At 51.7% G+C, this 23,738-nt stretch carries 26 protein-coding genes, 1 tRNA gene and 3 pseudogenes; 17 read left to right on the top strand and 13 right to left on the bottom strand.

Going from position 1 to position 23,738, the window contains the following annotated elements:
• Position 1 precedes the first annotated feature (1 nt).
• The 5 genes from IB213_RS13515 to IB213_RS13495 all read left to right on the top strand — a co-directional run bounded on the left by IB213_RS13515 (position 2) and on the right by IB213_RS13495 (position 2,730).
• Positions 2–403, top strand: coding sequence for a hypothetical protein (locus IB213_RS13515; RefSeq protein WP_192407086.1), 402 nt, complete (start codon positions 2–4; stop codon positions 401–403).
• Positions 404–546: 143 nt separating this feature from the next.
• Positions 547–903, top strand: a complete 357-nt coding sequence (locus IB213_RS13510; RefSeq protein ID WP_192407084.1) for a DUF2489 domain-containing protein — start codon at positions 547–549, stop codon at positions 901–903.
• 257 nt (positions 904–1,160) lie between these two features.
• Positions 1,161–1,586: a hypothetical protein gene (locus IB213_RS13505; protein ID WP_192407082.1), complete on the top strand. Its 426-nt coding sequence runs from the start codon at positions 1,161–1,163 to the stop codon at positions 1,584–1,586.
• Between the two features lie 2 nt (positions 1,587–1,588).
• On the top strand, positions 1,589–2,173 hold the full coding sequence (locus IB213_RS13500) for a hypothetical protein (protein ID WP_192407080.1): 585 nt from the start codon (positions 1,589–1,591) through the stop codon (positions 2,171–2,173).
• A gap of 92 nt (positions 2,174–2,265) precedes the next feature.
• Entirely contained in the window at positions 2,266–2,730 is a 465-nt protein-coding gene (locus IB213_RS13495) for a hypothetical protein (RefSeq protein WP_192407078.1), read from the top strand.
• A gap of 79 nt (positions 2,731–2,809) precedes the next feature.
• On the opposite strand, the pseudogene IB213_RS13490 reads toward IB213_RS13495, so the two are convergent.
• Positions 2,810–3,010 (bottom strand): annotated as a pseudogene (locus tag IB213_RS13490) (hypothetical protein); the annotation flags it as partial.
• A 372-nt stretch (positions 3,011–3,382) separates the two neighbouring features.
• Positions 3,383–3,757 (bottom strand): annotated as a pseudogene (locus tag IB213_RS13485) (transposase); the annotation flags it as partial.
• Between the two features lie 111 nt (positions 3,758–3,868).
• Here IB213_RS13485 and IB213_RS13480 point away from each other — a divergent pair.
• A complete protein-coding gene (locus tag IB213_RS13480; protein WP_192407076.1) occupies positions 3,869–4,225 on the top strand; it encodes an Imm8 family immunity protein in 357 nt (118 codons plus the stop codon).
• Between the two features lie 127 nt (positions 4,226–4,352).
• Here IB213_RS13480 and IB213_RS13475 read toward each other — a convergent pair whose 3' ends face one another.
• Positions 4,353–5,279: an IS5 family transposase gene (locus IB213_RS13475; protein WP_192407074.1), complete on the bottom strand. Its 927-nt coding sequence runs from the start codon at positions 5,277–5,279 to the stop codon at positions 4,353–4,355.
• Positions 5,280–5,378: 99 nt separating this feature from the next.
• Between IB213_RS13475 and IB213_RS13470 the strand changes: the two genes are divergently transcribed.
• The 10 genes and pseudogenes from IB213_RS13470 to IB213_RS18140 form a co-directional block, all read left to right on the top strand.
• Positions 5,379–6,188, top strand: coding sequence for an Imm49 family immunity protein (locus IB213_RS13470; RefSeq protein WP_192407072.1), 810 nt, complete (start codon positions 5,379–5,381; stop codon positions 6,186–6,188).
• Positions 6,166–6,486: a DNA/RNA non-specific endonuclease gene (locus IB213_RS13465; RefSeq protein ID WP_192407071.1), complete on the top strand. Its 321-nt coding sequence runs from the start codon at positions 6,166–6,168 to the stop codon at positions 6,484–6,486. The genes IB213_RS13470 and IB213_RS13465 overlap by 23 nt, the downstream gene beginning before the upstream one ends.
• An 11-nt stretch (positions 6,487–6,497) precedes the next feature.
• Positions 6,498–6,902, top strand: coding sequence for a hypothetical protein (locus IB213_RS13460; RefSeq protein WP_192407070.1), 405 nt, complete (start codon positions 6,498–6,500; stop codon positions 6,900–6,902).
• A 110-nt stretch (positions 6,903–7,012) separates the two neighbouring features.
• On the top strand, positions 7,013–8,491 hold the full coding sequence (locus IB213_RS13455; protein ID WP_192407069.1) for a hemagglutinin repeat-containing protein: 1,479 nt from the start codon (positions 7,013–7,015) through the stop codon (positions 8,489–8,491).
• 145 nt (positions 8,492–8,636) lie between these two features.
• Positions 8,637–8,927 carry a deaminase gene (locus IB213_RS18145; protein ID WP_225561103.1) on the top strand — a complete coding sequence of 97 codons (291 nt, stop codon included), beginning with the start codon at positions 8,637–8,639 and terminating at the stop codon, positions 8,925–8,927.
• Positions 8,928–8,930: 3 nt separating this feature from the next.
• Complete coding sequence (locus IB213_RS13445; RefSeq protein WP_192407068.1) at positions 8,931–9,305, top strand: Imm1 family immunity protein; 375 nt, start codon at positions 8,931–8,933, stop codon at positions 9,303–9,305.
• 322 nt (positions 9,306–9,627) lie between these two features.
• Positions 9,628–9,996, top strand: coding sequence for a hypothetical protein (locus tag IB213_RS13440; RefSeq protein ID WP_192407067.1), 369 nt, complete (start codon positions 9,628–9,630; stop codon positions 9,994–9,996).
• 91 nt (positions 9,997–10,087) lie between these two features.
• Positions 10,088–10,897, top strand: a complete 810-nt coding sequence (locus tag IB213_RS13435; protein WP_192407061.1) for a hypothetical protein — start codon at positions 10,088–10,090, stop codon at positions 10,895–10,897.
• A 3-nt stretch (positions 10,898–10,900) separates the two neighbouring features.
• Complete coding sequence (locus IB213_RS13430; RefSeq protein WP_191721475.1) at positions 10,901–11,299, top strand: hypothetical protein; 399 nt, start codon at positions 10,901–10,903, stop codon at positions 11,297–11,299.
• A gap of 322 nt (positions 11,300–11,621) precedes the next feature.
• Positions 11,622–11,859, top strand: a pseudogene (locus tag IB213_RS18140) (IS3 family transposase); the annotation flags it as partial.
• A 276-nt stretch (positions 11,860–12,135) separates the two neighbouring features.
• Here the strand turns inward: IB213_RS18140 and IB213_RS13425 are convergent.
• From IB213_RS13425 to IB213_RS13415, 3 genes are all read right to left on the bottom strand, one after another.
• Positions 12,136–12,225, bottom strand: a tRNA-Ser gene (locus IB213_RS13425).
• 71 nt (positions 12,226–12,296) lie between these two features.
• A complete protein-coding gene (locus IB213_RS13420; protein WP_191721476.1) occupies positions 12,297–13,211 on the bottom strand; it encodes an SPFH domain-containing protein in 915 nt (304 codons plus the stop codon).
• 50 nt (positions 13,212–13,261) lie between these two features.
• The gene (locus tag IB213_RS13415; protein WP_191721477.1) at positions 13,262–13,687 is read right to left on the bottom strand and encodes an NfeD family protein; all 426 of its coding nucleotides are present in this window, start codon (positions 13,685–13,687) and stop codon (positions 13,262–13,264) included.
• A gap of 150 nt (positions 13,688–13,837) precedes the next feature.
• On the opposite strand from IB213_RS13415, the gene IB213_RS13410 reads away from it, so the two are divergent.
• Entirely contained in the window at positions 13,838–16,222 is a 2,385-nt protein-coding gene (locus IB213_RS13410; protein ID WP_225561102.1) for an arginine/lysine/ornithine decarboxylase, read from the top strand.
• A 130-nt stretch (positions 16,223–16,352) separates the two neighbouring features.
• Here the strand turns inward: IB213_RS13410 and IB213_RS13405 are convergent, their stop codons facing one another.
• From IB213_RS13405 to IB213_RS13375, 7 genes are all read right to left on the bottom strand, one after another.
• Positions 16,353–17,213, bottom strand: a complete 861-nt coding sequence (locus IB213_RS13405) for a DNA ligase (protein ID WP_225561101.1) — start codon at positions 17,211–17,213, stop codon at positions 16,353–16,355.
• A gap of 144 nt (positions 17,214–17,357) precedes the next feature.
• A complete protein-coding gene (locus IB213_RS13400) occupies positions 17,358–19,232 on the bottom strand; it encodes a potassium transporter Kup (RefSeq protein ID WP_191721480.1) in 1,875 nt (624 codons plus the stop codon).
• 227 nt (positions 19,233–19,459) lie between these two features.
• The gene (locus tag IB213_RS13395) at positions 19,460–19,981 is read right to left on the bottom strand and encodes a superoxide dismutase family protein (RefSeq protein ID WP_191721481.1); all 522 of its coding nucleotides are present in this window, start codon (positions 19,979–19,981) and stop codon (positions 19,460–19,462) included.
• Between the two features lie 159 nt (positions 19,982–20,140).
• A complete protein-coding gene (locus tag IB213_RS13390) occupies positions 20,141–21,082 on the bottom strand; it encodes a ZIP family metal transporter (protein ID WP_370551216.1) in 942 nt (313 codons plus the stop codon).
• Between the two features lie 33 nt (positions 21,083–21,115).
• A complete protein-coding gene (locus tag IB213_RS13385; protein WP_192407057.1) occupies positions 21,116–21,760 on the bottom strand; it encodes a superoxide dismutase in 645 nt (214 codons plus the stop codon).
• Positions 21,761–21,790: 30 nt separating this feature from the next.
• The gene (locus tag IB213_RS13380; protein WP_192407055.1) at positions 21,791–22,327 is read right to left on the bottom strand and encodes a hypothetical protein; all 537 of its coding nucleotides are present in this window, start codon (positions 22,325–22,327) and stop codon (positions 21,791–21,793) included.
• Positions 22,328–22,756: 429 nt separating this feature from the next.
• A complete protein-coding gene (locus IB213_RS13375) occupies positions 22,757–23,611 on the bottom strand; it encodes a TlpA disulfide reductase family protein (RefSeq protein ID WP_192407053.1) in 855 nt (284 codons plus the stop codon).
• Between the last annotated feature and the right edge of the window lie 127 nt (positions 23,612–23,738).

The following is a 23,738-nucleotide window of genomic DNA, read 5'->3' as shown; positions in this document are numbered from 1 at the left end:
CATGTTTACTTTTATAATAATATCAAATATCGTAGATATTTCATCCAACGTTAATTTGGCTTTTTCTTCATTCGGCTCTCCTAAAGAAGAAGATGGCGGCAGGTTAATCGTTGAAAGCATAAATGGGATGCAGGATGGATGGATTGCATTCCAGCCGATTGGAGATGCTCAATATGACTATGAAAAAGACGAGCTTTATGAAATCAAAAAAGTAATTAAAAATCCTTCTTTTTATTTAATTGAAGGTCGAGATGGAATAGAAAATTTCTCTAACGAATTTATCAAAAATTTTAATTGTCAGGGAGAGGTATTGATTGATAATGATCATGGAAAAATTAGTGATTTGATGACTATTAAAAATTATATTGAGTTAGGTAAGGATTGGCTCCATTTAAAATCGTGACTAGAGATTGTCCAAATACGGCCCACTTGTTACACGGCTGCTGATGGTTCAATATTTGGAGTGCATGCATATCGCAATGCGATTACCGGTCAAGTAGTGGAGCCAAAAACTATTCAGCCTGTAACGTTCCCAGGGGGTAAGCCATGAGTGTGTCCGTGAATCCGCAGGAGGTAAAGGTAACTGCACGCAATCAACTTGTGCAAATTGTGCAGGCGATGCTCAATAATCAATGCACTTTCTTTGAGGGGGCCAAAACTGTCTTTGAATTGCGTAGCCAAATTGGCGGAGTGTCGGAGTCTGATCCGGATTTCAATGCGTTCGTTGCAATCTATTCAGAAACCGATCACTTGCCTTATGAGGCGCAACGTCATCTTTGGAGCCCTGACGCACTTGCCAAACTTAAGCCTGAGTATGAAAAAACCGAGTTGTGGGCTGCATCATTTGCTCCAGAGGCTTGTGAGAATTTATTGAAACGCTTTGGTGGCAAGGGTGTGACGTAGGTTCTCTGCCCAACATTCAACTTCAGGCGCTACGCGCAGAGCGTCGATTGCAGTCCAGTCCAGGCATCGAGCCCGGCCCGTCCTGGCAGGGTCTGCGGGGTAAATTGCCCTTCGGTCAAGTCAACATAACTGCCTGTTTGGCAAAGTACGGACCGAAGCCGGGGCCGAGCCACACGGGCAATGACAAACCTGCAAATCCCACGCCAGGAGGTTCATCGACGGAATATCCTGCGGAGGGGCCGAAAGAGAGCGGGGTTGTGGGTGGCAAACCACTGGATCCTCAGAAGCCTGGGGATAATATTCTTCCGGGCAGTCCTGCAGACCCTCTGCCTATTATTACGCTTGCTGTACCCCCAAGAGATAAAGAGGCTATAGATTCAAGTCTATCTGGTGTAATGGGAGGTGCCCCGGTCCTAGATGATATAAAAGGGAAAAATTATATTTCGCATTATCCTAGTGGAACACAAGAGAATGCGGAAAAAGTTTTTAATAGCATGCCATTACGGGATGTTATTTCTATTAACTCTGATTACGGGGGCTGGGGGCGTCGTGGAACTTTGCCAGATGGAACTATGGTGATAGTTAGGCCAAGCAAAGATGGGCGTCCAACTATTGAAATTCAGGATACAAATCGACCTGGCGGTACGCGCAGAGTTCAAGAAATTAGATTTGGGGAAAAATAATCATGAATTTATCTAGTCAAAATAAGAAAAACATAGAGATTTCAATTGATTCTATTAGAAAGTGCTTTACTTTGGAAAAATTCCCACTGAATCTAATCGAGGAGATAGAGAACTTGGTAAAAGGGAGTACAGAGTTTAATATTGACAATATCAAAGCTATTAATTGGCGGGTAATTGTAAGTAATAATAGTGCTGGGCAAATTTATTCTGAACTTGAAGCGTTGGTTAAATGGTGGCGAAAAGAAGGTATTTCCCCAATCTATGCAACCTCGTTGCAAAGGTTGAAAAATGGAAAAAGCGAACCCACTATTGTGATGAAATTCAGTCGTGCTAGTTTTTGGGAGATAAATCAGGTTCAACAAGGGGCGTGGATGTTTGGTGATGACCTACCAGATATCGCATCGAAGAGGATCTCAGACTGGAGAGATGATGTTTATTTTTCATGGCCACTGAGATTTTTGGTGTTGTCAACATATGATGGCGATGGAGGAACTGCAATTGCAGGGCCGTCAGAATTGATAGACATCATATTGGATGCATCAAAAAATAACTTAGAGGAAGATCATATTTCTTGGCAAGAGATATGATGAAAATATAGTACAGCGACACTCGAAGTCAATAATTCTGAAATTCTTGCTATAAATAGAAACGAACAAGCAAAGTTTAAATTTCCAAAAAAATGATAAATATTAAATTCTCCTCAGTTTTATATCAAAAAATATTAATCTGTGCATCATTGGATAGTATCAATGGGTTTGATATTTTAGACGAAAAAAACTATGAAGAACTTTCCCCTCCTGCAAGATGGAAGGGGCGTTATTTTGTTGCTGATTTTATTTATAGAAATTTGCAATCAGAATTAATCAAAAAAGTAACATATGGAGAGATTGCTGCTGGGGATGAAAGCAGTCTAAGTATAGCTGAAAGGTTCCTTGTTACACCATTTGATAATAATTCTGAGAATTCTCTTTTGTTATGGAATGCAGTGAATTTTGAAGGTACAAATAAACTTATGGAAATACTGGGTAAATATGGATTGCTTGACTGGAGTGCAATCGATAGTAATGTGAATGAGAAATTTATTAATGAATTAAGTAGTCTCTATCATGATTATGGATTGGGTGATTTTGAATTTTGTATTTAATAAAAAGTTTTATTATTAAAATTAGCGTTCTCATCGGCGTTTTTGCATAACTAGGTATGAGGATGGGCCTCCCCTTACTCTAGGCGCAGTTATGCCACGCGCGCAGTGGCATTCCCAGGCTGGTAAATCTATTGAGTATGGAGGCAAGGGTCTGTAGCTCCGTGATCTGCCGACCGAAGTCACGGACCATCATCCACTCACCCTGTCGCTTGAAGCAGCCCATCTTGGTCTCTACCAGGCTGTGGCGGTGGTAGCCGTTCCACTTCCTCCAGATGGTACGCCACGCTTGTGGGGTGTTCTCAGGATCTCGTTGCAGGCAAAGCGTCACCGAGCAAAGCGGCATCCAGGCAGGGGACGGCGGCTTCCAGGTCAACGGCCAGGGCGATATGACCTCAAGTGCGGTGTCATCGCCAGCACCCAGGCGGCGGTAGAGCAGGGCAAGACGTTTTAGCACCGAAGGCGCACTTACCACCAGCGACCTGCAAAACAGCGCCAAGTACGAAGGCAAAGCCGTAGGCGTGAGCGCCAGCGTGGGTAACGACAACGGCAAGCTTGGTGTATCTGGCGTGGGGGCAGGGGTGGGTCGGGACAGCGGCAGCGCAAGCAGCACCACTACCGCTGGCATCTCGGGTATTGCCGGTGACCAGTCCGTCAGGCCAGTTGAGCCCACCAGCAGGTGCAAGCCTGCTTTGCTGCGTGTGTACGGAATCTGAACATCCAAATCTCGTTGGCGTCTGCACAGGGTGCTGAAGTCTGGAACAGACCAAGCAAGGCCGCACAACTGAAGCACCGACTCCACCAAGCCTGTGGTTTGCCTGAGCGCTAGGCCAAATAGGTTCTTGAGGGTCAAACAGAATTGAATCGCTGCATCCGAGAAATTCGGGCTCCGCCCGCGTTTGCCGCTGGCAGCGGCAAACCAAGTCAGGCGCTTATCCACCCAAATTGACAGGGAGCTCCGAGCCTTGAGGGCAGTGTTGTAATGTTTCCAGTTGGTGGTGCGGTAGCGGGGCTTGATGGACTGGCCCATGCTGCAAGCGTACAACCGCTAGCACTGCGATTTATGCAACAACGCCGCTAATTTCCAGATAAGAGATCCGATCACTGGTTCATTAATTTCGAACGGACATATGATAATTAAATGAGTAAATTGAATCTTAAAGGAATAGATTTTGGAGCAGAAAACCTTGAAACTTATATGCCAGAGGTGTCAGGAAACTTCTGTGTTTGGCTAAATCTGACAATTGGATTGGAGAATATTGATGGTGGCCATATTTTTCAGGTTGGCATATGCACGGTTTCGTGGGTTGAGCATCAAATATCGGCTAAGAGGTTTTATATTCCTAGGCACATGATAATTGTTGATAATTTTGATTATGATTTGATCAAATCTGCAATTGAGGAAATAATTATTAGCTCTGAGCGTTCAAATTGGGAGCAATCATTGAAAATACTCTGTAGATTTTTCTCATGGGAGTACGAAGATTATAAAGCATAGGTTGATTTCACATTAAAAATGGCACTGTTGCTTCAAGCTATATTAATTAAATCTAATCTTTCAGTTGTACTAGGGCGCTGTTGCATAAATCCAATTTGAGGAGAGTTACCCCAAACCCCGGCCGTGGCTATGCCACGGCTGCCGTCTGAGGGCGGCTCAGTTCAGTAAATCGGTTCAATATGGCTGCTCGGATATGCAGCTCGTTGACTTGTCGCTTAAAGGTGCGAGACATCACGCGTTCGCCCAGTCGTTTGATACAGTTCATCTTGGTTTCCACCAAGCTTCGCCGGTGGTAGCCAATCCAGTGCTTCCAAACACTGCGGCCCAGCCGTTTGCACACTGCAATAGCTGCATTGCGATGCCCAAACACAGCACCCTTGCGAATTCGAGCATTCTTGCGGGGAGGAATGATTGGAATAGCACCATGCATAGTCACCGCTTCGTAGATGGGCTGTGTGTCGTAGGCACCATCGCCAGTAAGACTCTTGAGCGCTTCATCTGCTGGCAACTGCGCAAGCAAATCAGGCACTACCGAAGCATCACTGACGTTATTGCTTGTTACGCTGAGAGCCCGAATTAGCAAGGTATCCGCATCAATACCTATGTGCAGCTTGCGCCACTGACGGCGGTATTCAGCACCGTGTTTTTTACACTTCCACTCACCTTCACCCAGGAACTTGATGCCAGTTGAGTCCACCAGCAGGTGCAAGCCTGCTTTGCTGCGTGTGTACGGAATCTGAACATCCAAATCTCGCTGGCGTCTGCACAGGGTGCTGAAGTCTGGAACAGACCAAGCAAGGCCGCACAACTGAAGCACCGACTCCACCAAGCCTGTGGTTTGCCTGAGCGCTAGGCCAAACAGGTTCTTGAGGGTCAAACAGAATTGAATCGCTGCATCCGAGAACTTCGGGCTCCGCCCGCGTTTGCCGCTGGCAACGGCAAACCAAGTCAGGCGCTTATCCACCCAAATTGACAGGGAGCCCCGAGCCTTGAGGGCAGTGTTGTAATGTTTCCAGTTGGTGGTGCGGTAGCGGGGCTTACAGGACGGGCTCATGCTGCAAGCGTACAACCGCTAGCACTGCGATTTATGCAACAACGCCATATATAGACAAATTTTCAAATGAATTGAAAATTGTAAAAGTGAATGTATAAAATGTTTATTTCTGATTACCAAGAAAGTCTAAACCAAGGTTTGACACATGTAAAAGGATGGGGTGATCCATCAACAATTGAAAGAGCAATTGAATTGCTTGAAAATAACGAGGGTTCTAGAGTCAACTGCCTTACAGCAATTGAACGTTTTTTCAAGTGCAAAGCAATTATAAGTTTTTTCGAAGAAAAAGATTATTATGATTTTAAAAAAAATGTATCTATAGCTTCTAAAATATCCATAATGATACAAGCCGATGATCCATCAAAAGAGTATTTGTCAAAAAATCTTATTTGGCCACTAGTTAGCGAGAATAAAAAATATATTGACTGGTGGTGTAAAAATGATTCTATGTTTACGAATGTAAATAGTGGGGGGGGCAAGGATTTAGTGGGGAATTGGTTATTTTATCGTTATCAAATCTGGCTCGCGATAAATTCAAAATGGAATGAGTTAGGTGAGCGATCAGAAAAACTATTATCATGTGCCAAAGAATTAAAAAAAGATAGGGCATATATTATTGACTATGAATTCTATCTTGCTTTATCAAGAGGAGATAAAGCAAGCATGCAGAATATTATTCTTGAAAAATGCACAGTTAAAAATAGAAGGCTTAGATACGAAAAAGATTCAGGATTAACTAGAGATGTTATTTGTACATATGCAACAATGTTTGCAAAGTTAGCAAAAATTTCTGGATTTGAATTGACTATTGATAGTCCATGGGTTCCAAATGGATGGGTTAGCACATCGAGTGTTGGAGAAGTTAAATCAGGGTTGAAGTTTATTGATGACTACGACGTATCGGAATGACTATCAACAGGTATCTGCAGGTAAGAGCGGATGTATTGGTGATGACGGAGGTCACTTGATAGCTTCGAGCTTGGGCGGAGTAGGTGATCGGTTGAATATCGTTCCGCAGGCATCCACTCTCAATCGAGGGGACTGGAGAGCAATGGAAAACTATTTACGTGGTGAGTTGCAGGCGGGGAAGAATGTGAGTATGAGAATTGAGGTAGGGTATCCGGTTTCGGACGGTGTAAGGTCTGATGGTTTTATAGTCGATGCAATAATTGATGGCGATAAATTTCAATTCAAGTTTAAACAGTGAAAGAGCATGTAATGAACATCGTAGAAGATGCATATCAAGAAATAGCTAAATCAATAATTGATTTTGTGAGTGATCGATCATGGGATATAGGTGTTTTTGAATCAAAAATTTATTCAAAAATGGCTAGAAGTAATTGGTATTTAATTTCTGCTGGAGTTAAGAATACAAAGGCCGTTGGATGGGGAGATAGTTCAATAGATAGCGGAGGCGCTGCGATCTTCCTGCGCGATAATTTGTTGCACACTACAGGTCAACGCATTTGGGGATTGACGTTTACGCTTTTCCCAGATGGTAAATTCAAAATAGAGTATGACTACATCAAGCCCGATGGATATGAAGAGACGGATGAGGTCATTACGGGAGATGAAATCAATGCTTCTCTTTTCAATTTGAATGAGAAAAACAAAAAGTCATAACTGACTTGCTTCCGCCTTTTGTCATTGCAGGCTGTTCAGAATACGGCCAGCGCTCAGCAGTGCAGCAGTGGGTGTAGCTATCACCTATGGCCCTAAGGGCAGGCAACACCGTGACGATTCAGTCCGGTGGTGACACCACGCTCCAGGGGGCCGTGGTCAGCGGCAAGCAGGTGGTGGCCGATGTGGGAGGCAACCTGAATCTGCAGAGCCTGCAAGATACCAGCACCTTCGACGGCAAGCAGCAAAACATCGGCGGCTCCGTCACTGTCGGTGCCGGTTTCTCCGGCAGCGTCAGCTATAGCAAAAGCAAGGTCAAGGGTGACTTTGCCAGCGTCAACGAGCAAACCGGCATACAGGCCGGGGACGGCGGCTTCCAGGTCAACGTCAAGGGCAATACTGACCTGAAGGGTGCAGTGATTGCCAGCAACCAAACAGCGATTGACAACAACCGCAACAGCCTGACCACCGGAACGCTCACCCACAGCGATATTGAAAACCACAGCGACTACAAAGCCAGTGGTATCAACCTTTCGGGCGGCATCAGCGTGGCGGGCAGCAAGCCGGCAGGCAAGCCAGAAAGCTCAGGAGGCAACACGGGTAACAACGGAGCCAACTGGTCTTGGCACAACCCAAATAAATCAGGAGTGAACAGCGCAGCTGCAGGCATCAGTAGCGACAGCGGCAATGAGCGCAGCACCACGCACAGCGGCATCAGCGCAGGCGCTGTGACCATCACCGACGAAGCCGGTCAGCAGCAAAAAACCGGCCAAAGCGCCAGTGAAGCCGCAGCCATTATTCAAAGCAATGTGCTAACCGGCGACGGCAGCAATGGACTCCAGAAAAACTGGGACGGTCAAAAGCTGCTGCAAGAGCAAGCGGCCAATGCACAGATCATGGCGACGTTTGGGCAGCAGGCCAGCAAGGCGGCTGGCACTTACGCAGATCAGCAAGCCATTGCCGCACGCAGGGCAGAAAACGAAGCCGAGGCTCGTAAATGGGACGAAGGAGGTGAATACCGAACTGCGCTTCACGCAGGAATCGGTGCATTGACCGGAGGAGTGCAGGGAGCGGTAGGGGCTGCTCTAAGCGCCACTGCATTGCCGGAAATCGGAGAGCGCATAGCAGCGCTTAACTTGCCAGATAGCGTGCGAGATGCGTTGAATGCGTCGATTGGAGCGGCTCTAGGCGCTGTTGGCGGCGCATCAGGTGCCGCAGAGGGCCTGAATCAGGCAGGCAACAACTACATCAGTCACAGCCCGTTCCGGCAGGTCCGTCAAACCGTCAGTCAGGAAAATGCCCGGCTGCTCAACGAATGTGGCGCTAACTGCACTCAGGCGGACTTTCTGAGCATCGACCAGCAAGTAGCTCAGGTGGAGCGAGCGGCTAATCTGGCAGCCATTGGACAGATAAGCTCCATGACACAGCGTCAAGCCCAGGAACTGGCGCAACTGATGTTGGAGTTGGCTCCGTTCTATGGCACGGGAGAGTCTGCGCTGCAACTGATTACAGGCCAAAGTAGCATGACAGGGGAGGAGGCTAGTCGCTTCTGGGCTGCTATTGGGGTAGTGCCAGTGGCGGGGGGGTGTTGAAGAAAGTGGGAGAGGCTTCTGCTTTGTTGAAGGATTTGCGTGTAACTAATGAGGTAAAAAAGGGTACTGACCTTGCCGGTGATCTAGCTGATTTTCGAAAAACCCTCGGACTTCCGCCAGCTGGTTCTGTTGCGGATAAAAGCACTTGGCGGTAATCGAAGTTAATGGTAAGAAAATTTATGGTATCAATGCCCATGGTCAACCAGTTTCTGGGGTAAACGCAATTTCGGCTACGCATGCTGAAATTGATGCACTAAATCAAATCAAGCAACGAGGACTTGATGTTTCAGGTGAAAATTTGATACTTTATGTAGATAGAATGCCATGTGTTGCCTGCGGAGTAAATGGTGGCATCAGGTCAATGGTAGAACAATTAGGATTGAAAGAATTGAAAATTATTGGTCCCGATGGGCCGTTGATAATAACCCCTAGATAAATTATGAAATTAATTATAGATAGCCGTATTGGTGTTCATGGAGAAAATGAGGAAATTTTAGACGCAAGCGTTGATGTTGCTTTTGCGTGGTTAAAAAAACTGAATGGAAAAGAGCGCACACTTTTAAATATTGATAGATTAGATGGTAGCAATCTTATGATCGGAGGAGGTCCATCTTGGTATATAGTTGTTTTGAACGATGGGCGAAATAACTTGACGCTTAAAAATTCTCATGGTCTTGAAGCAGAGTTAATTGAGCTATGTGCAGGTGGGCAATATGGTGAGTATCCTAAGTCAATGTGTGTAGATGAAGATCAAGTGCAGCAAGTTGTGAGGCAATTTTTCGAAGGAAAAGAAGACTTTGCAGATTGGGTTTAGATTTCTATATTAAGAGATTTAAAATTTATCTGTCATTTATATAAATTAATTAATTCTTCTGTTTTCGAAAAGGCGTTGTTGCATAAATCGCTGTGCCGCAAACCGTAGGCTAGTGGCATGATTCCTGCCAGCAAGCCTCGCTACCGAATCACGAGCTAGAAGCAGTACATCGCAGCCCTTAAGGTCAGTGCACACAGAAAGCTGAAGATTATTCGATGGCACTTCAAAAATGGTTAGATGCAAACCCAAGTGCATCATTTAGCGATCGTTCTGCAGCAAAAAATGTTTTACGCGATCTTCAGAATGCCTTACAAGGAAAATGATGGGAGAAGCAAATAATTTTTTAAAAAATCTGACCAGTATTGACCTCATTTGTCAAGCAGAAGTAGAAGCTGTTAAATATTGGGGGGCTGATATTCCGACAACCGTTCTATTCGCAGAAATAGGAAGATCTATTGTTAAAGATTTTGATAAATTTTCAAATAAAGAGCTAGCTTATATTTTTGATTTAATAGAAAAAGGACTGAATTCTTTAGATGCCAATCTTAGTACCGCTGTCGCAACTGGCTTACTAGAAGCCTTAAGTGGACAGGCTTCGAAAGATACTATTCTTGCAAAAAGAATTGATGCAGAGCTCCAAGAGAAGTCAAGAAAGTATTTGGCTGATTGGAATAGTTGGCCTGGGACCTGATAATTTTATTATTGGGGTGATCTCAACGCTGAAGTGCAGCGCTTGATTCGCGAGGAGGTGGCCTAGGCTGGAAGCGGGTATTACGGGGGCATTGGCAGATGTGCTGACGGCGGCGGCTAGCACAGCAGCGGGAGCGGTGACGGGTGGCGTTAGTGGTGCGGCTGCTGCTGGCAATGAGGTGACGAATAACTACCTCACTCACAATCAAGCTAGGGAAAAAGAGAGAAAGTTAGCTAGTGCAGAGACTGAGGATGATAAGAAGAAAATTATTCAAGAATACGCTCAGCTTGATGAACAGCAGCGCAAGGAAGCCGGTATGTGCTTGGTCAACGACCAATGCCAGAGTGTATTTGACAAAGAATCACTCAAATCCGTGCTTGCCGAGTTGAACTCGGCTTGTTTGCAGCCGCGCTACTGCACGGCAGATGAGAAAGCCAGTATCCAGGAACTTAATCAGTTCTATGCGATGCGTGACAGCGTCAATCCTTACACGGCGGTAGAAGAGTTACTGCTGGGTAATAAAGTCATAAGTAGTGCCTTTAAGGGTGTGGTTGCATTGTATGGAAAATTGATAGAGCGTACAGCCACAGATAATATAGTAAATACCGCTAAAATATTGTCAGAATATGGGAATTCTTCGTCCAAGATGATTCATATATTTGATGATTTCTCTCATAATCTAGGGCCACTAGTTACAAAATATGGAAGTAACGAGGCTGCATTTTCTGCTGTTCACACTGCGGCACAAAAAATGGCGGGGCAGCCAGGGGTTGTTACGGCATGGATCGATGTGGGCGGAAACCCTGTATGGGTCCGTGGAATGACCGTTAATGGATCATTTCGAATTGGTTCGTTCTCTGGAAATACTATGAATTCCAAGTATCCATTACCTAGGAAATAAAATATGCTTGACCCATTTGAAATTAAAGTTATGAAACTTGCTTTAAGAGGTGATACCCCTTGGATCGTTGGGATGCGAAATCAGATTCCATACCTAACTGTGACTGATCGCCAGTCACATGCTGGTGGTTTTACGACAAAATTCCACTGCAGTGATGTTGCAATTCCAGTCGAAATTCCTCGTGGAGAGGGTGATCTACCTGTGAGTGGATATCCACCTGCGATTAATGCTAAGCGTCGTGAGCCAGCCGAAGGTCTTGTTAGTTTCATTGTTTGGCTAGGTGATGACGGAAGAATTCGTCAGCTAGAAGCATGTTCATTAATAGATGATCAGTGGCCGAGTGATATATTTAATGGTTTTTATGAGTTTCAAGACGACTCGGGCAATATTTTGGAGGTATAAGGTATTTACGAGTGGTAGCTCCCATTAATAATAATTTATATTTAAGATATAAAATTAAACAAAATATTGATCTACGGCCTCATCAAACATGACTGATGGTTATTAATTCAACTGAATTTCCCATGGGCATATAATAATGGCGTTGAGCAAAATATCGCAATTGGGGTTTCGTCAAATGGTTTTGTTGTTCGAGCCAATCCTGTAAGTTTTTGGAAATAATAGCTATGATAAATTTAAAATTGGTTAATGAGTATTTAGCTCCCCCATTATTTTGTCCTGACTTGGGGGAGATGGGACATATTTCGTTTAAATAGGAGTCCATATGAACGCACAGCGCTACCCAGAAGCATTCAATTGAGGCCGTTAAACAAATCTTGGAACAAGGCCTGTACAAGTGAATTCGCCTGCAGCAAATTCCTGCGGCACAACGCTTAGAGCAAGCCGGCCAAAGTGAAGAGATGTGTCGCTTGAAGGCTGAGTTCAAGCGGGTCACCGAGGAGCGTGACATCCTGAAAAAAAGCGGCAGCGTACTTCGCTCGTCAGTGCGACTGAAGTACGCCTTGCGATACGGTGATTTGTGCAACAACTCCCAGCAGAAGTCTGGATACAAAAAAGCCTGAGCGGTGAAGCTCAGGCTTTGTATGGCTGGTGGCAGGCCTGATAGTTCGGCCAAGCTAGTGGTATGAGATTGAAAAAATGCAATGGAGATGCTGCCGGTGTCTCAACAGATGGCCGGTTGAGTTCGATCCAGTACGGAACAATCAGCTAATTGATGGCAGGCAGGAAGGGGGATAAAAATAAAAGCCCCGTCTATTGCTAGACGGGGCTTCATTTCTTGGCGGAAGAGGCGGGATTCGAACCCGCGGTGGGGATTAACCCACACACGCTTTCCAGGCGTGCGACTTAAGCCACTCATCCACCCTTCCGAAGCTGAAATTCTAACCTGTTTTTTAGAGGTGACTGGCTTTAAAGGCCTATTGCACCTAAAAAAACGAAGTTAGTTGCGTGCGCCTTGCTGAACCACGCGCATGGCAGAGGCGATGAGGCCCGAGACTTCAGAGATATTGCTGGGCACGATGAGGGTGGTGTTGGCGTCTTTGGCGACCTTGCTGTAGGCATCCACAGCGCTTTCAGCCACTTTCAGTTGCACAGCCTGCTCGCCACCGGGTTGCTGAATGGCAATAGCCACACGCTCCAGCGCTTGCGCGGTGGCCTCAGCCACGGTGGTGATGGCCGAAGCTTCACCCTGGGCTTTATTGATTGCGGCTTGCTTTTCACCTTCAGAGCGGGCGATGAACGCTTCGCGTTCGCCGGTGGCAATGTTGATTTGCTCCTGGCGGCGGCCTTCAGAGGCGGCAATCAAGGCGCGCTTTTCACGTTCAGCGGTGATCTGGGCCTGCATGGCGCGCAGAATTTCGGCGGGCGGTGTCAAATCCTTGATTTCATAGCGCAGCACCTTGACGCCCCAGTTCAGGGCGGCTTCGTCAATGGCGTTGACCACTTGCGCGTTGATCATGTCGCGCTCTTCAAAGGTCTTGTCCAGCTCCAGTTTGCCGATCACGCTGCGCAGCGAGGTTTGCGCCAGTTGTGTCACCGCCATGATGTAGTTGGACGAGCCGTAGCTGGCGCGCATGGGGTCGGTGACTTGAAAGTACAGGATGCCGTCGACCTGCAGCTGTGTGTTGTCACGCGTAATACAGACTTGGCTGGGAACGTCCAGTGGAATTTCCTTGAGGCTGTGCTTGTACGAGACTTTCTCGATGAACGGAATGATGATGCGCAAACCGGGGCTGAGGGTGCCTGCGTATTTGCCGAAGCGCTCCTTGATCCATGCGTGTTGCTGGGGAACGATTTTGACGGACATGCTGACAAAGATGGCAGCTATCACTAAACCGACAATGGCGATTTCCATGGTCTAAGCCTTATAAGAGAAGAAAAAACGGGTTGAAAAAAAGAGGGCGCTCAGGCCTTGTCTACGATCAGGCGGTTGCCTTGCACTTCAATCACGCGGTGCAGGCCTGCTGCGGGCATGCTGCCGGGGCGCAGTACCACGGTCCACTGGCTGCCGCGGTAGGGAATGCGGGCGGTGCCGTCGCTGTTCCATTCGGGGACATGTACGGTCTCGCCAATATCCAGATTCAAGTCGGGGTTGGCGGCAGCGGGCAGCTCTGGCATGCGGCGGCCACGTATGCGGCGGCACAGCATGACCGACAGCACGCCTACGATGGCTGCAGTGCTGATCTGAATGGGCATGTCCAGCCCCAGATGCGCAGCCACGGCACCGGCTGCCATGCCCAGTGCAATCATCAAGAGGTAGATACCCCCTGTGAGCAGCTCGGCGGCAATGGTGATACCCGTCAGGATCCACCACAAATTACTGTCCTCCATGTATCGACTCCCTTGTCTTGTTGATGGCAGTGTCATGAAACTGCCTGTAAATGTAGGAAAAGCGTCTGCAAATTGCAGTCTTGACTGCGATATTACTTACACTGCGCGCCTATCTGACTTTTATTGATCCCCGATTGCAAAGGGTTGCGCATGAAATTCCGTTTTCCCATCGTCATCATCGACGAGGATTACCGCTCCGACAACACGTCTGGTTTGGGCATTCGCGCCCTGGCACAGGCCATTGAGGTTGAAGGTTTTGAGGTCTTGGGTGTCACCAGTTACGGTGACCTGAGCCAGTTTGCGCAGCAACAAAGTCGCGCCAGTGCCTTTATCTTGTCGATCGACGACGAGGAGCTGACTGGCGACAATGATGATCCCATCATTCACAGCCTGCGCAATTTCATTGGTGAAGTGCGCCGCAAGAATGAGGAAGTGCCGATCTACATTTACGGCGAAACCAAAACGGCACGCCATCTGCCCAACGACATTTTGCGTGAACTGCACGGCTTCATTCACATGTTTGAGGACACACCGGAGTTTGTGGCCAAGCACATCATCCGTGAAGCCAAGAACTATCTGGAAAGTGTGCAGCCACCGTTCTTCAAGGCACTGCTGGATTACGCCGAAGATGGCTCGTACAGCTGGCACTGCCCCGGTCACTCGGGTGGTGTTGCGTTCTTGAAGAGCCCTGTGGGCCAGATGTACCACCAGTTCTACGGTGAGAATATGCTGCGCGCTGACGTGTGCAATGCGGTGGAGGAGCTGGGCCAGCTGCTGGACCACAATGGCGCCATTGGCGAGTCAGAGCGCAATGCAGCGCGCATTTTCAATGCCGATCACTGCTACTTTGTGACCAACGGCACATCCACTTCCAACAAGATTGTCTGGCACCACACTGTGGCTCCGGGCGATGTGGTGGTGGTGGACCGCAATTGCCACAAGTCCATCCTGCACTCCATCATCATGACGGGTGCGATTCCGGTGTTCTTGAAGCCTACGCGCAACCATTTCGGCATTATTGGTCCGATTCCGCAAAGCGAATTCAGCGTGGAATCCATTCAGGCCAAGATTGCCGCCAACCCGCTGCTCAAGGGGGTGGATGCCAAAAAGGCCAAGCCCCGTGTGCTGACGCTGACGCAGTCCACCTACGACGGCGTGCTCTACAACACCGAAACCATCAAGAACATGCTGGACGGCTATGTGGCCAACCTGCACTTTGATGAGGCGTGGCTGCCCCATGCGGCGTTCCACCCCTTCTACGGCACTTACCACGCCATGGGCAAAAAGCGCCAGCGCCCGAAAGAGTCGGTGGTGTATGCCACGCAGTCCATTCACAAGCTGCTGGCCGGTATCAGCCAGGCTTCGCATGTGCTGGTGCAGGACTCGCAAAACGAAAAGCTCGATCACCACCTGTTCAACGAGGCGTACCTGATGCACACCTCGACCAGCCCGCAGTACAGCATCATTGCCAGCTGCGATGTGGCTGCCGCCATGATGGAGCCGCCCGGGGGCACTGCGCTGGTGGAAGAGTCGATTGTGGAAGCGCTCGATTTCCGCCGCGCCATGCGCAAGGTGGACGACGAATTTGGTGACGACGACTGGTGGTTTGAAGTCTGGGGCCCCGAAAAGCTCGCCGAAGAAGGTGTGGGCCGTGCCGAGGACTGGATCATTCGCGGCAAGGACGCCACGCCCAAGTCCAAAGCCAAGAAAAAGAACGGTAAAGAGTTCGACAACTGGCATGGCTTTGGCGATCTGGCCGATGGCTTCAACATGCTGGACCCCATCAAGTCCACCATCGTGACGCCCGGTCTGGATCTGGATGGCGACTTTGCCGACACCGGCATTCCCGCCTCGATCGTGACCAAGTACCTGGCAGAGCATGGTGTGGTGGTGGAGAAGACGGGCCTGTACTCGTTCTTCATCATGTTTACCATTGGCATTACCAAGGGCCGCTGGAACACCATGCTCACTGCGCTGCAGCAGTTCAAGGACGACTACGACCGCAACCAGCCGCTCACGCGCATCCTGCCCGAGTTCTGCCAGCAGTTCCGCCGCTATGAGCGCATGGGCCTGCGCGATCTGTGCCAGCACGTGCACCAGATGTACGCCAAGTACGACATTGCGCGCCTGACCACCGAGATGTATCTGTCGGACCTCAAGCCCGCCATGAAGCCTTCGGATGCCTATGCACACATTGCCCAGCGCAAGACCGAGCGTGTAGAGATCGACCACCTGGTTGGCCGTACCACGGTGGGTCTGGTGACGCCTTACCCACCGGGCATTCCGCTGCTGATTCCCGGCGAAGTCTTCAACAAGAAGATCGTGGATTACTTGCTGTTTGCGCGTGACTTTGCCAAAGAGTGCCCGGGCTTTGAAACCGATATCCACGGTCTGGTGGAGATTACGGACGACAGCGGTGTCGTGCACTTTTACGCAGATTGCGTGGCAGAAGAAAAATCTGCGGCGGTCAAGCCCCGTGCACGTTCGCAAGTGCGCAAGCCAGCGGCCAAATCCACAGGTGCTGCGGCTAAATAAAGACTGACCAGTCCATCAAGGCTTGGGATTGAAGCCTTTAATAAAGAGAGCTGCTAACGCTTATGCTGCTTGGTTTTTAGATATAAAACTATCTGAAAACTATAGTGTGTAAGCGCTGGTAGCTCTCTTTTTATTGTTTCTGCTGCAGGGCAGTGTCACTGCGCACCCGCCAGTAGCGGGCAAACCTTGGCAGGCCACTGGGGTGGCTGCCGTTAAAACGGTAGGTGATGGTGCTGCCCATGGCGGGCGGCTGGGCGCGGTCGGCATCGCTCAAGCCACTGCCAATCTTGAAGCGCTGGCCGCTGGGCATTTGCACCAGCAGCGCACCTGTCATGCCCTGGTATTTGCCTTTGCCGGGCAGGTGGGCCACCACTACGGCCTCGGCATCTTCAAACAGTTTGAGCTTGATGAGGTCATCGCTGCGGCCTGCTCGGTAAGGGCTGTCAGCGTGGCGCAGCATCAGCCCCTCAGCCCCGGCTGCGCTCACGGTGCGCAATTGCCGCATCAGCGCCTCATGGCTGGCAACCTGCCATTGCGCAGCAGCCTGCACCCAGTCCTTGCCAATGGCTGCCACCAGTTTTTGCAGCGCTTGCTGGCGCTGTGCAAAGGGGCCGCTGTGCGCGGGCAGGTCAAACACCATGTAGCGCAGTGCGCGCCAGCCAGCCTCGTCTTTGCGGCCCTGGCCCACACTCGATTGCACGGCTGCAAACTGCTCACGCCCGGCCCACAGCTCGCCGTCCATGGGCTGTGCAGGCCAGTGCTGGGTAAACCATGCGGGCGCATCAATCGGCACACCCTGTCGGCTGCGCAGCTGCTTGCCATCCCAGTGGGCGCGAATGCCGTCGTATTTTTCGCTGACCCAATAGGCGCGTACATCGATGTCAGGGCGGTAGGTGTTGGCCAGCGTCAAATCACTGGCCAATGCCACGGTGGCGCAGGCTGCGGCAAACGCTGCACACAGCATGCGGCGCAGCACCATCCATGTGGACATGGCAGCTCCTTTCCGGTCTGACGTTGGGTATGGGTCTTGGTGTGGCTGCATTTCACCAAATTGGTGCTGCAGTGCCAAGCCCGGGCGTCAGATGGGCACAGGTGACTAACCCTGTGCCCTGCAAGGAGCCGCCGTGCCGCGGCCCTAAATCACAATCTGGCTGCCCAGCTCCACCACGTTGCGATGGGGCAGGTGCAGAAAGTCGGCCGCTGAGCCCGCGTTGCGGTACATCTGGGCAAACAGCTTTTCACGCCACAGGGCCATGCCATGGCCGCGCTGGGGCACGATGATGTCGCGCGAGAGGAAGTAGCTGGTTTCCATGATGGATGTGGACGGCAGCTCCCCGCGCTGTGTGAGCATGGACAGAGCGTTGGGCACGTGCGGGTCATCCATAAAGCCAAAGTGCAGCAGCACCTGCCAGCAGTCATGGCCCAGATCGTGCGCCGTGGCGCGGTGTGCAGGGGGAATGTGGGCCAGCTCATGGTGGCGCACCGTAACAAACACGTTGCGGGCGTGCAGCACCTTGTTGTGCTTGAGGTTGTGCAGCAAGGCGCTGGGCACCGTGCCCGATTGCGACGACAGAAAAACAGCTGTGCCTGCCACGCGCGTAACGCTGTCACGGCGCAGCATTTGCAAAAACTCGGCCAGTGACAGCGCATGCGGCTGCATGGCGCTTTGTACCAGCTGACGGCCTGTGTGCCAGGTGCGCATCAGCACAAACATGCCTGCACCAATGGCCAGGGGGAACCAGCCCCCATCAGGCAGCTTGATGAGGTTGGAGGCAAAAAAGCTCACATCCACGACCAGAAAGAACAGCGTTGCCGCAGCAGTTGGGAGCAGCGGGTACTTCCAGCCCCAGCGCACGACAAAGAACGTCAGCACCGTGGTGATCAGCATGTCCAGCGTTACGGCAATGCCGTAGGCTGCAGCCAGATCGCCAGACGACTGGAAAAAGATGACTGCCAGCGCAATACCGGCGCACAGGCCCCAGTTCACCAGAGGCAGGTAGATCTGGCCGGTATCGGTTTCGCTGGTATGCAGCACCTGCAGGCGCGGCAGATAGCCCAGCTGGATGACTTGTTTGGTCACGCTGAAGGCGCCGGTAATCAGGGCCTGAGACGCAATCACGGTGGCAGCTGTAGCCAGCACCACCAGGGGCAGCAGCATGGCGCGCGGTGCCATGGCAAAGAAGGGGTTGCTGACGGCATCGGGTTGTTGCAGCAGCAGCGCCCCCTGACCCAGGTAGTTGATCAGTAGCGCAGGCATGGCCACGCTGAACCAGGCCTGGCGAATGGGGCGTTTGCCAAAGTGGCCCAGATCGGCATACAAGGCCTCGGCACCCGTCACGCAAAGCACCACGGCACCCAGCAGCAAAAAGGCAGTGCCCGGCTCTTCGGCAATGAAAGCCAGCGCATAGTGGGGGCTGAGTGCCCACAAAATCTGGGGCAGCTGCACGATGTGCCAGATGCCCAGCGCGGCCAGACTCAGGAACCACAGCAGCATGATGGGGCCAAACCAGCGCCCAATCCCTGCGGTGCCGCGTTTTTGCACGGCAAACAGCACGAACAAGATGCCCAGCGTCAGCGGCAAAATGGCTGACGACAGGTTGGGCGAAATGACCGCCAGGCCTTCAACAGCCGAGAGCACCGAGATGGCAGGCGTAATGACACCATCGCCATAAAACAGACAGGTGCCGAAAATGCCAATCGCCATCAGGTAGCGGCGCAGGCGAGGGTGCCCTTCTACAGCGTGCGCAGCCAGCGCCAGCATGGCCACCAGGCCCCCTTCGCCGCGGTTGTCAGCGCGCAGCACCAGGGTGACGTATTTGAGGGAAACAATGACCGTGACAGTCCACACCACCAGCGACAGTACGCCGTAGACGTGCTGGGTGGTGAGCGAGACATGGCCGGAGTTAAAAACTTCCTTGAGAGCGTACAGAACGCTGGTGCCTATGTCGCCATAGACGACGCCCAAAGCACCCAGCGTGAGGGCGGTAAACGATGATTTTGTAGATTGCACAAAAAAAGCAGGCAGCAACGATGAGCGCGATTGTGCGATGGTGGAAGCTGCGCGTCGATGCGTGTGCAAAGCTACGCTGTAGGCATGGACTAATGCTTGACGCCATCCAAAAACCTGAGCTCTTTTAAAAAAGGAGCGCTGCACACAGGCTGAATGGACGTCAAGCGACTAAAACATGGTGTTACTGGGCAGTGAAGGTGCAGTGTCCAGCCCACTGGGCTGGTTGCTTACTGGCGCTCAATCACGCCGCAGGCCAAACGTGCCCCCGCATTGCCAGTCGGCTGGGTCTGAAAGTCATCGGGGTTGGCGTGCACGATCAAGCCTTTGCCCAGAATGTCGCGTTCACCTTTGCCCAGTGCCAGCTGAGTGGACTCAAACTGCACGATGGCCAGGCCATTGGCATTGGCCCGCAGGCTGGGTAAGTCCCCCGCATGGCTGGCCGTTTGGCCATGCTTGCCGTGCGCGCTGGCTGCAGGGTTGAAGTGCCCGCCTGCGCTGGTGCCGTCGGGGCTGCTGCAATCGCCTTTTTCGTGGATGTGAAAGCCATGCTCGGAATTGGGCTTGAGGCCACTGACCTGGCCCGATACCTTGACCACGCCGTGCTCGTGCTGGCTGAAGTGCACCTTGCCCGTGACCGCATTGCCTGCGGTGGGCTCAAGCTCTGCGGTGGCAGAAATGCCTTTGTAAGTGCCTGCACAACCGATCAGGGACGCAGCTGCAATACTGCCTAAAAAATATCGATAGAACATGGCAACCTCCGGGTTTGTTGGAATAGGGAAACAGGATTTGACTATGCAGGGTATAGCCCCTCGGGGCATGTCCACCCCGTCCGAGCTTTGCGTAATAGATTACCGCTTGTCACTGAATTTTCCCAGACAAGCTGTGGCTGTGTACGCACTCAGCTCAGCTCAGCTCAGCGAGGTGTCCATGATCATCATCAGCACAAAGCCCAGCATGAGTCCGCCAGTGGCATAGGTTTCATGGCCTTTGCGGTGTGATTCCGGAATGATTTCGTGGCTGATCACAAACAGCATGGCACCTGCAGCAAAGCCCAGACCCCAAGGCAAAATGCTCAAGGAGGTGCTGACAATGGCTGCACCCAGCACCGCACCGACGGGTTCAATCAAGCCACTGAGCATGCCCAGCAGCACGGAAAGCTTGCGGCTGTAGCCTGCAGCGAGCAGGGCAACCGCTACCACCAGCCCCTCGGGCACGTCCTGAATGGCAATCCCTGTGGCCAGCGCATTGCCCGCCGCACTGCCGCTGGCGTAGCCAACGCCAATGGCCAGGCCTTCGGGCAGGTTGTGCAGGGCAATGGCAAACACAAACAGCCAGGTGCGCTGCAGTTTGCGCGCAGCATCTACATCCAGCCCCTCACGGCCTTTGATGAAGTGCTCATGGGGCAGCATCTTGTCCATGACCATCAGAGCCAGCGCACCCAGCAAGATGGCAGAACCAATCACACCACCTGCCGCCCAGCCGCTGCCCCCAAACATGCCCTGGCTGCGGACAGCCTCCAGCCCCGGCAAGATGAGTGAGAAAGCGCAGGCGGCCAGCATGACCCCGGCCCCGAAGCCAAAGAGAGTGTCTTGCGTGCGCTCGGACATGCGCTGCGACAGCATGACGGGCACTGTTCCCAGGGCTGTTGCAAGGGCTGCAGCAGAGCCACCAGCCAGTGCCTGCAGAACCACCGGATGGTTTTGTGCATAAACCCAGAATTGGTGGCACACAGCCCAGACGCCAACCATCATGATGGTCAGCCCGATCCACAGCCTGATGCTGTGACGCACCTCCACAGGCGAGCGCAGGCGTGGGTGCGAATCGTCAATGGCTGCGGGGTGTTTCTTCATGCACATGCTCTTTGAAGTAATGGTCGTACCTGCTTAGCCTTGTGGGGCATTTCGGGCGGCGGCAAAGCGACGGGAAACTTCGGCCCAGTCAATGACGTTGTAAAACGCGGCGATGTATTCGGGGCGACGATTTTGGTACTTGAGGTAGTAGGCGTGCTCCCACACGTCCAGCCCCAGTATGGGCGTAGAGCCCGAACCAATACCTTGCATGAGCGGGCTGTCCTGATTGCCACTGCTTTCAATCGCCAGGGTGCCTTGCGCGTTGACGACCAGCCACGCCCAGCCACTGCCAAAGCGCGTGAGCGCAGCCTGTGTGAATGCGGCCTTGAATGCGTCCATACCTCCCAGGTCTGCTTGTATGGCCTGGGCCAGTTGATCTGTCGGGCCTGCGTCACCCTGCCCGGCAGGGGTCATCACAGTCCAGAACAGGCTGTGGTTGGCGTGTCCGCCACCGTTGTTGCGCACAGCCGCGCGTATGCCTTCGGGCAGACGGGACAGGTCGGCAATCAGTTGCTCCACCGGTTCATCGGCATGGGCGGTGTCTTTCAACGCTGCATTCAGGTTGTTGACATACGCCTGATGGTGTTTGGTGTAGTGAATCTCCATGGTTTGCGCATCAATATGCGGCTCCAGCGCGTCAAAGGCATACGGCAGTGTGGGCAGGGTGTGAAGGGTCATGTTGAAGCTTTCAGTTAGAGAGCATGGCCATCAGTGCAGATGGCTGGAGGGGAAACGAATGCTTGGTGTCGATGGTGCAAAGCAAGCACTGTCAGGTTGCCCGGGCTCGGGAGCACGCAAAACGGCATCAATGCAGGTGCAGCTGCCGTAGCGGGAGTGCCACTGCAGCAGGGCAGCGTGGGTTTCGCGCATGTGGCGCAAGGCAGCCTGCTGCACCTCGGGGGCTGTGGCTGGAGCGCTTTGTATGCTGCGCAGCCCGATGTGTGCATCACACAGGTAATCCAGCGCGAGCACCAGTTGCTGGCGCTGTTCCAGCAACTGGGCAACGTTATGGTGGCTCACCACCCAGGCAGCCATGCAGCGGTCAGGGTGTGCATACAGCATTGGACCGACCAGAAGGCGTGCCGCCACCTGCAGTGCGTTGATCTGCAAAGCCATAGCGCTTTCTATCTTGCCGTGCTGGCTGAACTGCAGGGCGCGCCTTGCAAGTTGCTCCCAAGCGTGCAAAGTGCTGTCGTCCTGTGCAGTGTGCGGGTCCAAAGCGAGGAAAATGTTGGTGGCTTGCATATGCAGGCGGTTCTTGTGGAGTGCGGATGCCAAATCTTGCGCAGCATCAATTGATTGAGAATTATTATCATTCAATATTTATTCTGCTGCAGATAAAAAGACCAGAAAGTCATCGCAGGCATCTAAGGAGCAGGGCGTTTGCAAAAGCGATCAGCGGCTGATCAATGGGCCGCAGACGCAAAAAAGCCCCGCAGGCCTTGCAGACCCCCCGGGGCACCAGTGGCTTTATGTGCTGTCAGTGAATGCGGCAGCAGAGCCTGAGCACATCGAGTGAATGGCTTGCCTGCAGGTATTTCATGGAACACTAGACAGCTCGAGAAAAAGCCCTGCTCTGTGCGCTGTGGCAGACGTCAACGCTTGGGGGGTGTGTGTTCCAGCAATGATCCAGGCCCCGACATCCGGACCAAGCAAGCGGCATCAAGGAGTGCTTTACTGAGGTGCTCGCTGTGCTTGAGGGGTGAGCTGGTGATCAGAGTGCGAGTTGCGACTGGAGAGAATGCTGCTGATCGCACCGAGGGTGAGCTCGCCCACGTGGGCATACGCCAGCTGGCCCTGGGCATCAAAGAAGTAGGTGCTCGGCAGACCCTGCGCGCCTAGAGTCTTCATGGCACTGGAAGAGGGGTCGAGCAGCACATGAGACAGATCCAAGCCTTGCGCTTGAAGAAAACGCACGACTTGCTCAGGTTTTTCACCTTGATTGACCATCACGAACACAGTGTCAGGGAATTTTTTCTGGGCTTGCTCAAACGCAGGCATTTCACGGCGGCAAGGTGGGCACCAGCTGGCCCACAGGTTCAGGACGACAGGCTGGCCCTTGAGGCTATGCAGTGCAGTGGGTTGACCAGTCAGCGACAGCAGCTCTAAATCTGGCAAAGGCGCTGCTTGACGCTGCGCAGCTTCCAGGACAGCGCTGGCCAGGAACCAGGTAAGGATGCCCGCTGCAGCCCCCGTAAAAACCGCTTGGCGCAAGTCACGCTGCTTCATGGTCCGCCAGTACATGAATGCCAGCCCGGCAGCTACGCCTGCCCACCACAGGTAGCCGCCATCGCCAATCGCCAGCAAAGACATGGGAGATGACAAATATTCTTCGCTCCAGCGTGCAATGTGGGCCAGCCTTGCAGTGACGAGCCCCACAAGCAAACTGCTGTACACCAAGCTACCTGCTGACTTATAGCGTTCTGCAGAGGTTTTCCGTTTGGCGAGCACTCTTGAAATGAACCACCCGACCACAAATGCCGCTAAAACCATGAGAGGACGAATAGGAAGTGGACCAATGCTTGTCATGGTGTGCCTGCTGTATTGAGTTTTTCTAAGAAGCTGGCTGCACAGAGTTCATCCACCATGCGTAGAGCACAGCGTTCCCCGACATCAGGAGCAATCCGATCAAGACTGGAACTGCTGCCCAGGCCAG

It is taken from the genome of Comamonas sp. CMM02 (assembly GCF_014851485.1).
Taxonomy (GTDB): Bacteria; Pseudomonadota; Gammaproteobacteria; order Burkholderiales; family Burkholderiaceae_C; genus Comamonas; species Comamonas avium.
The sequence above is the reverse complement of the archived record's forward strand: the minus strand, read 5'-3'. Positions and strand labels throughout refer to the sequence as shown.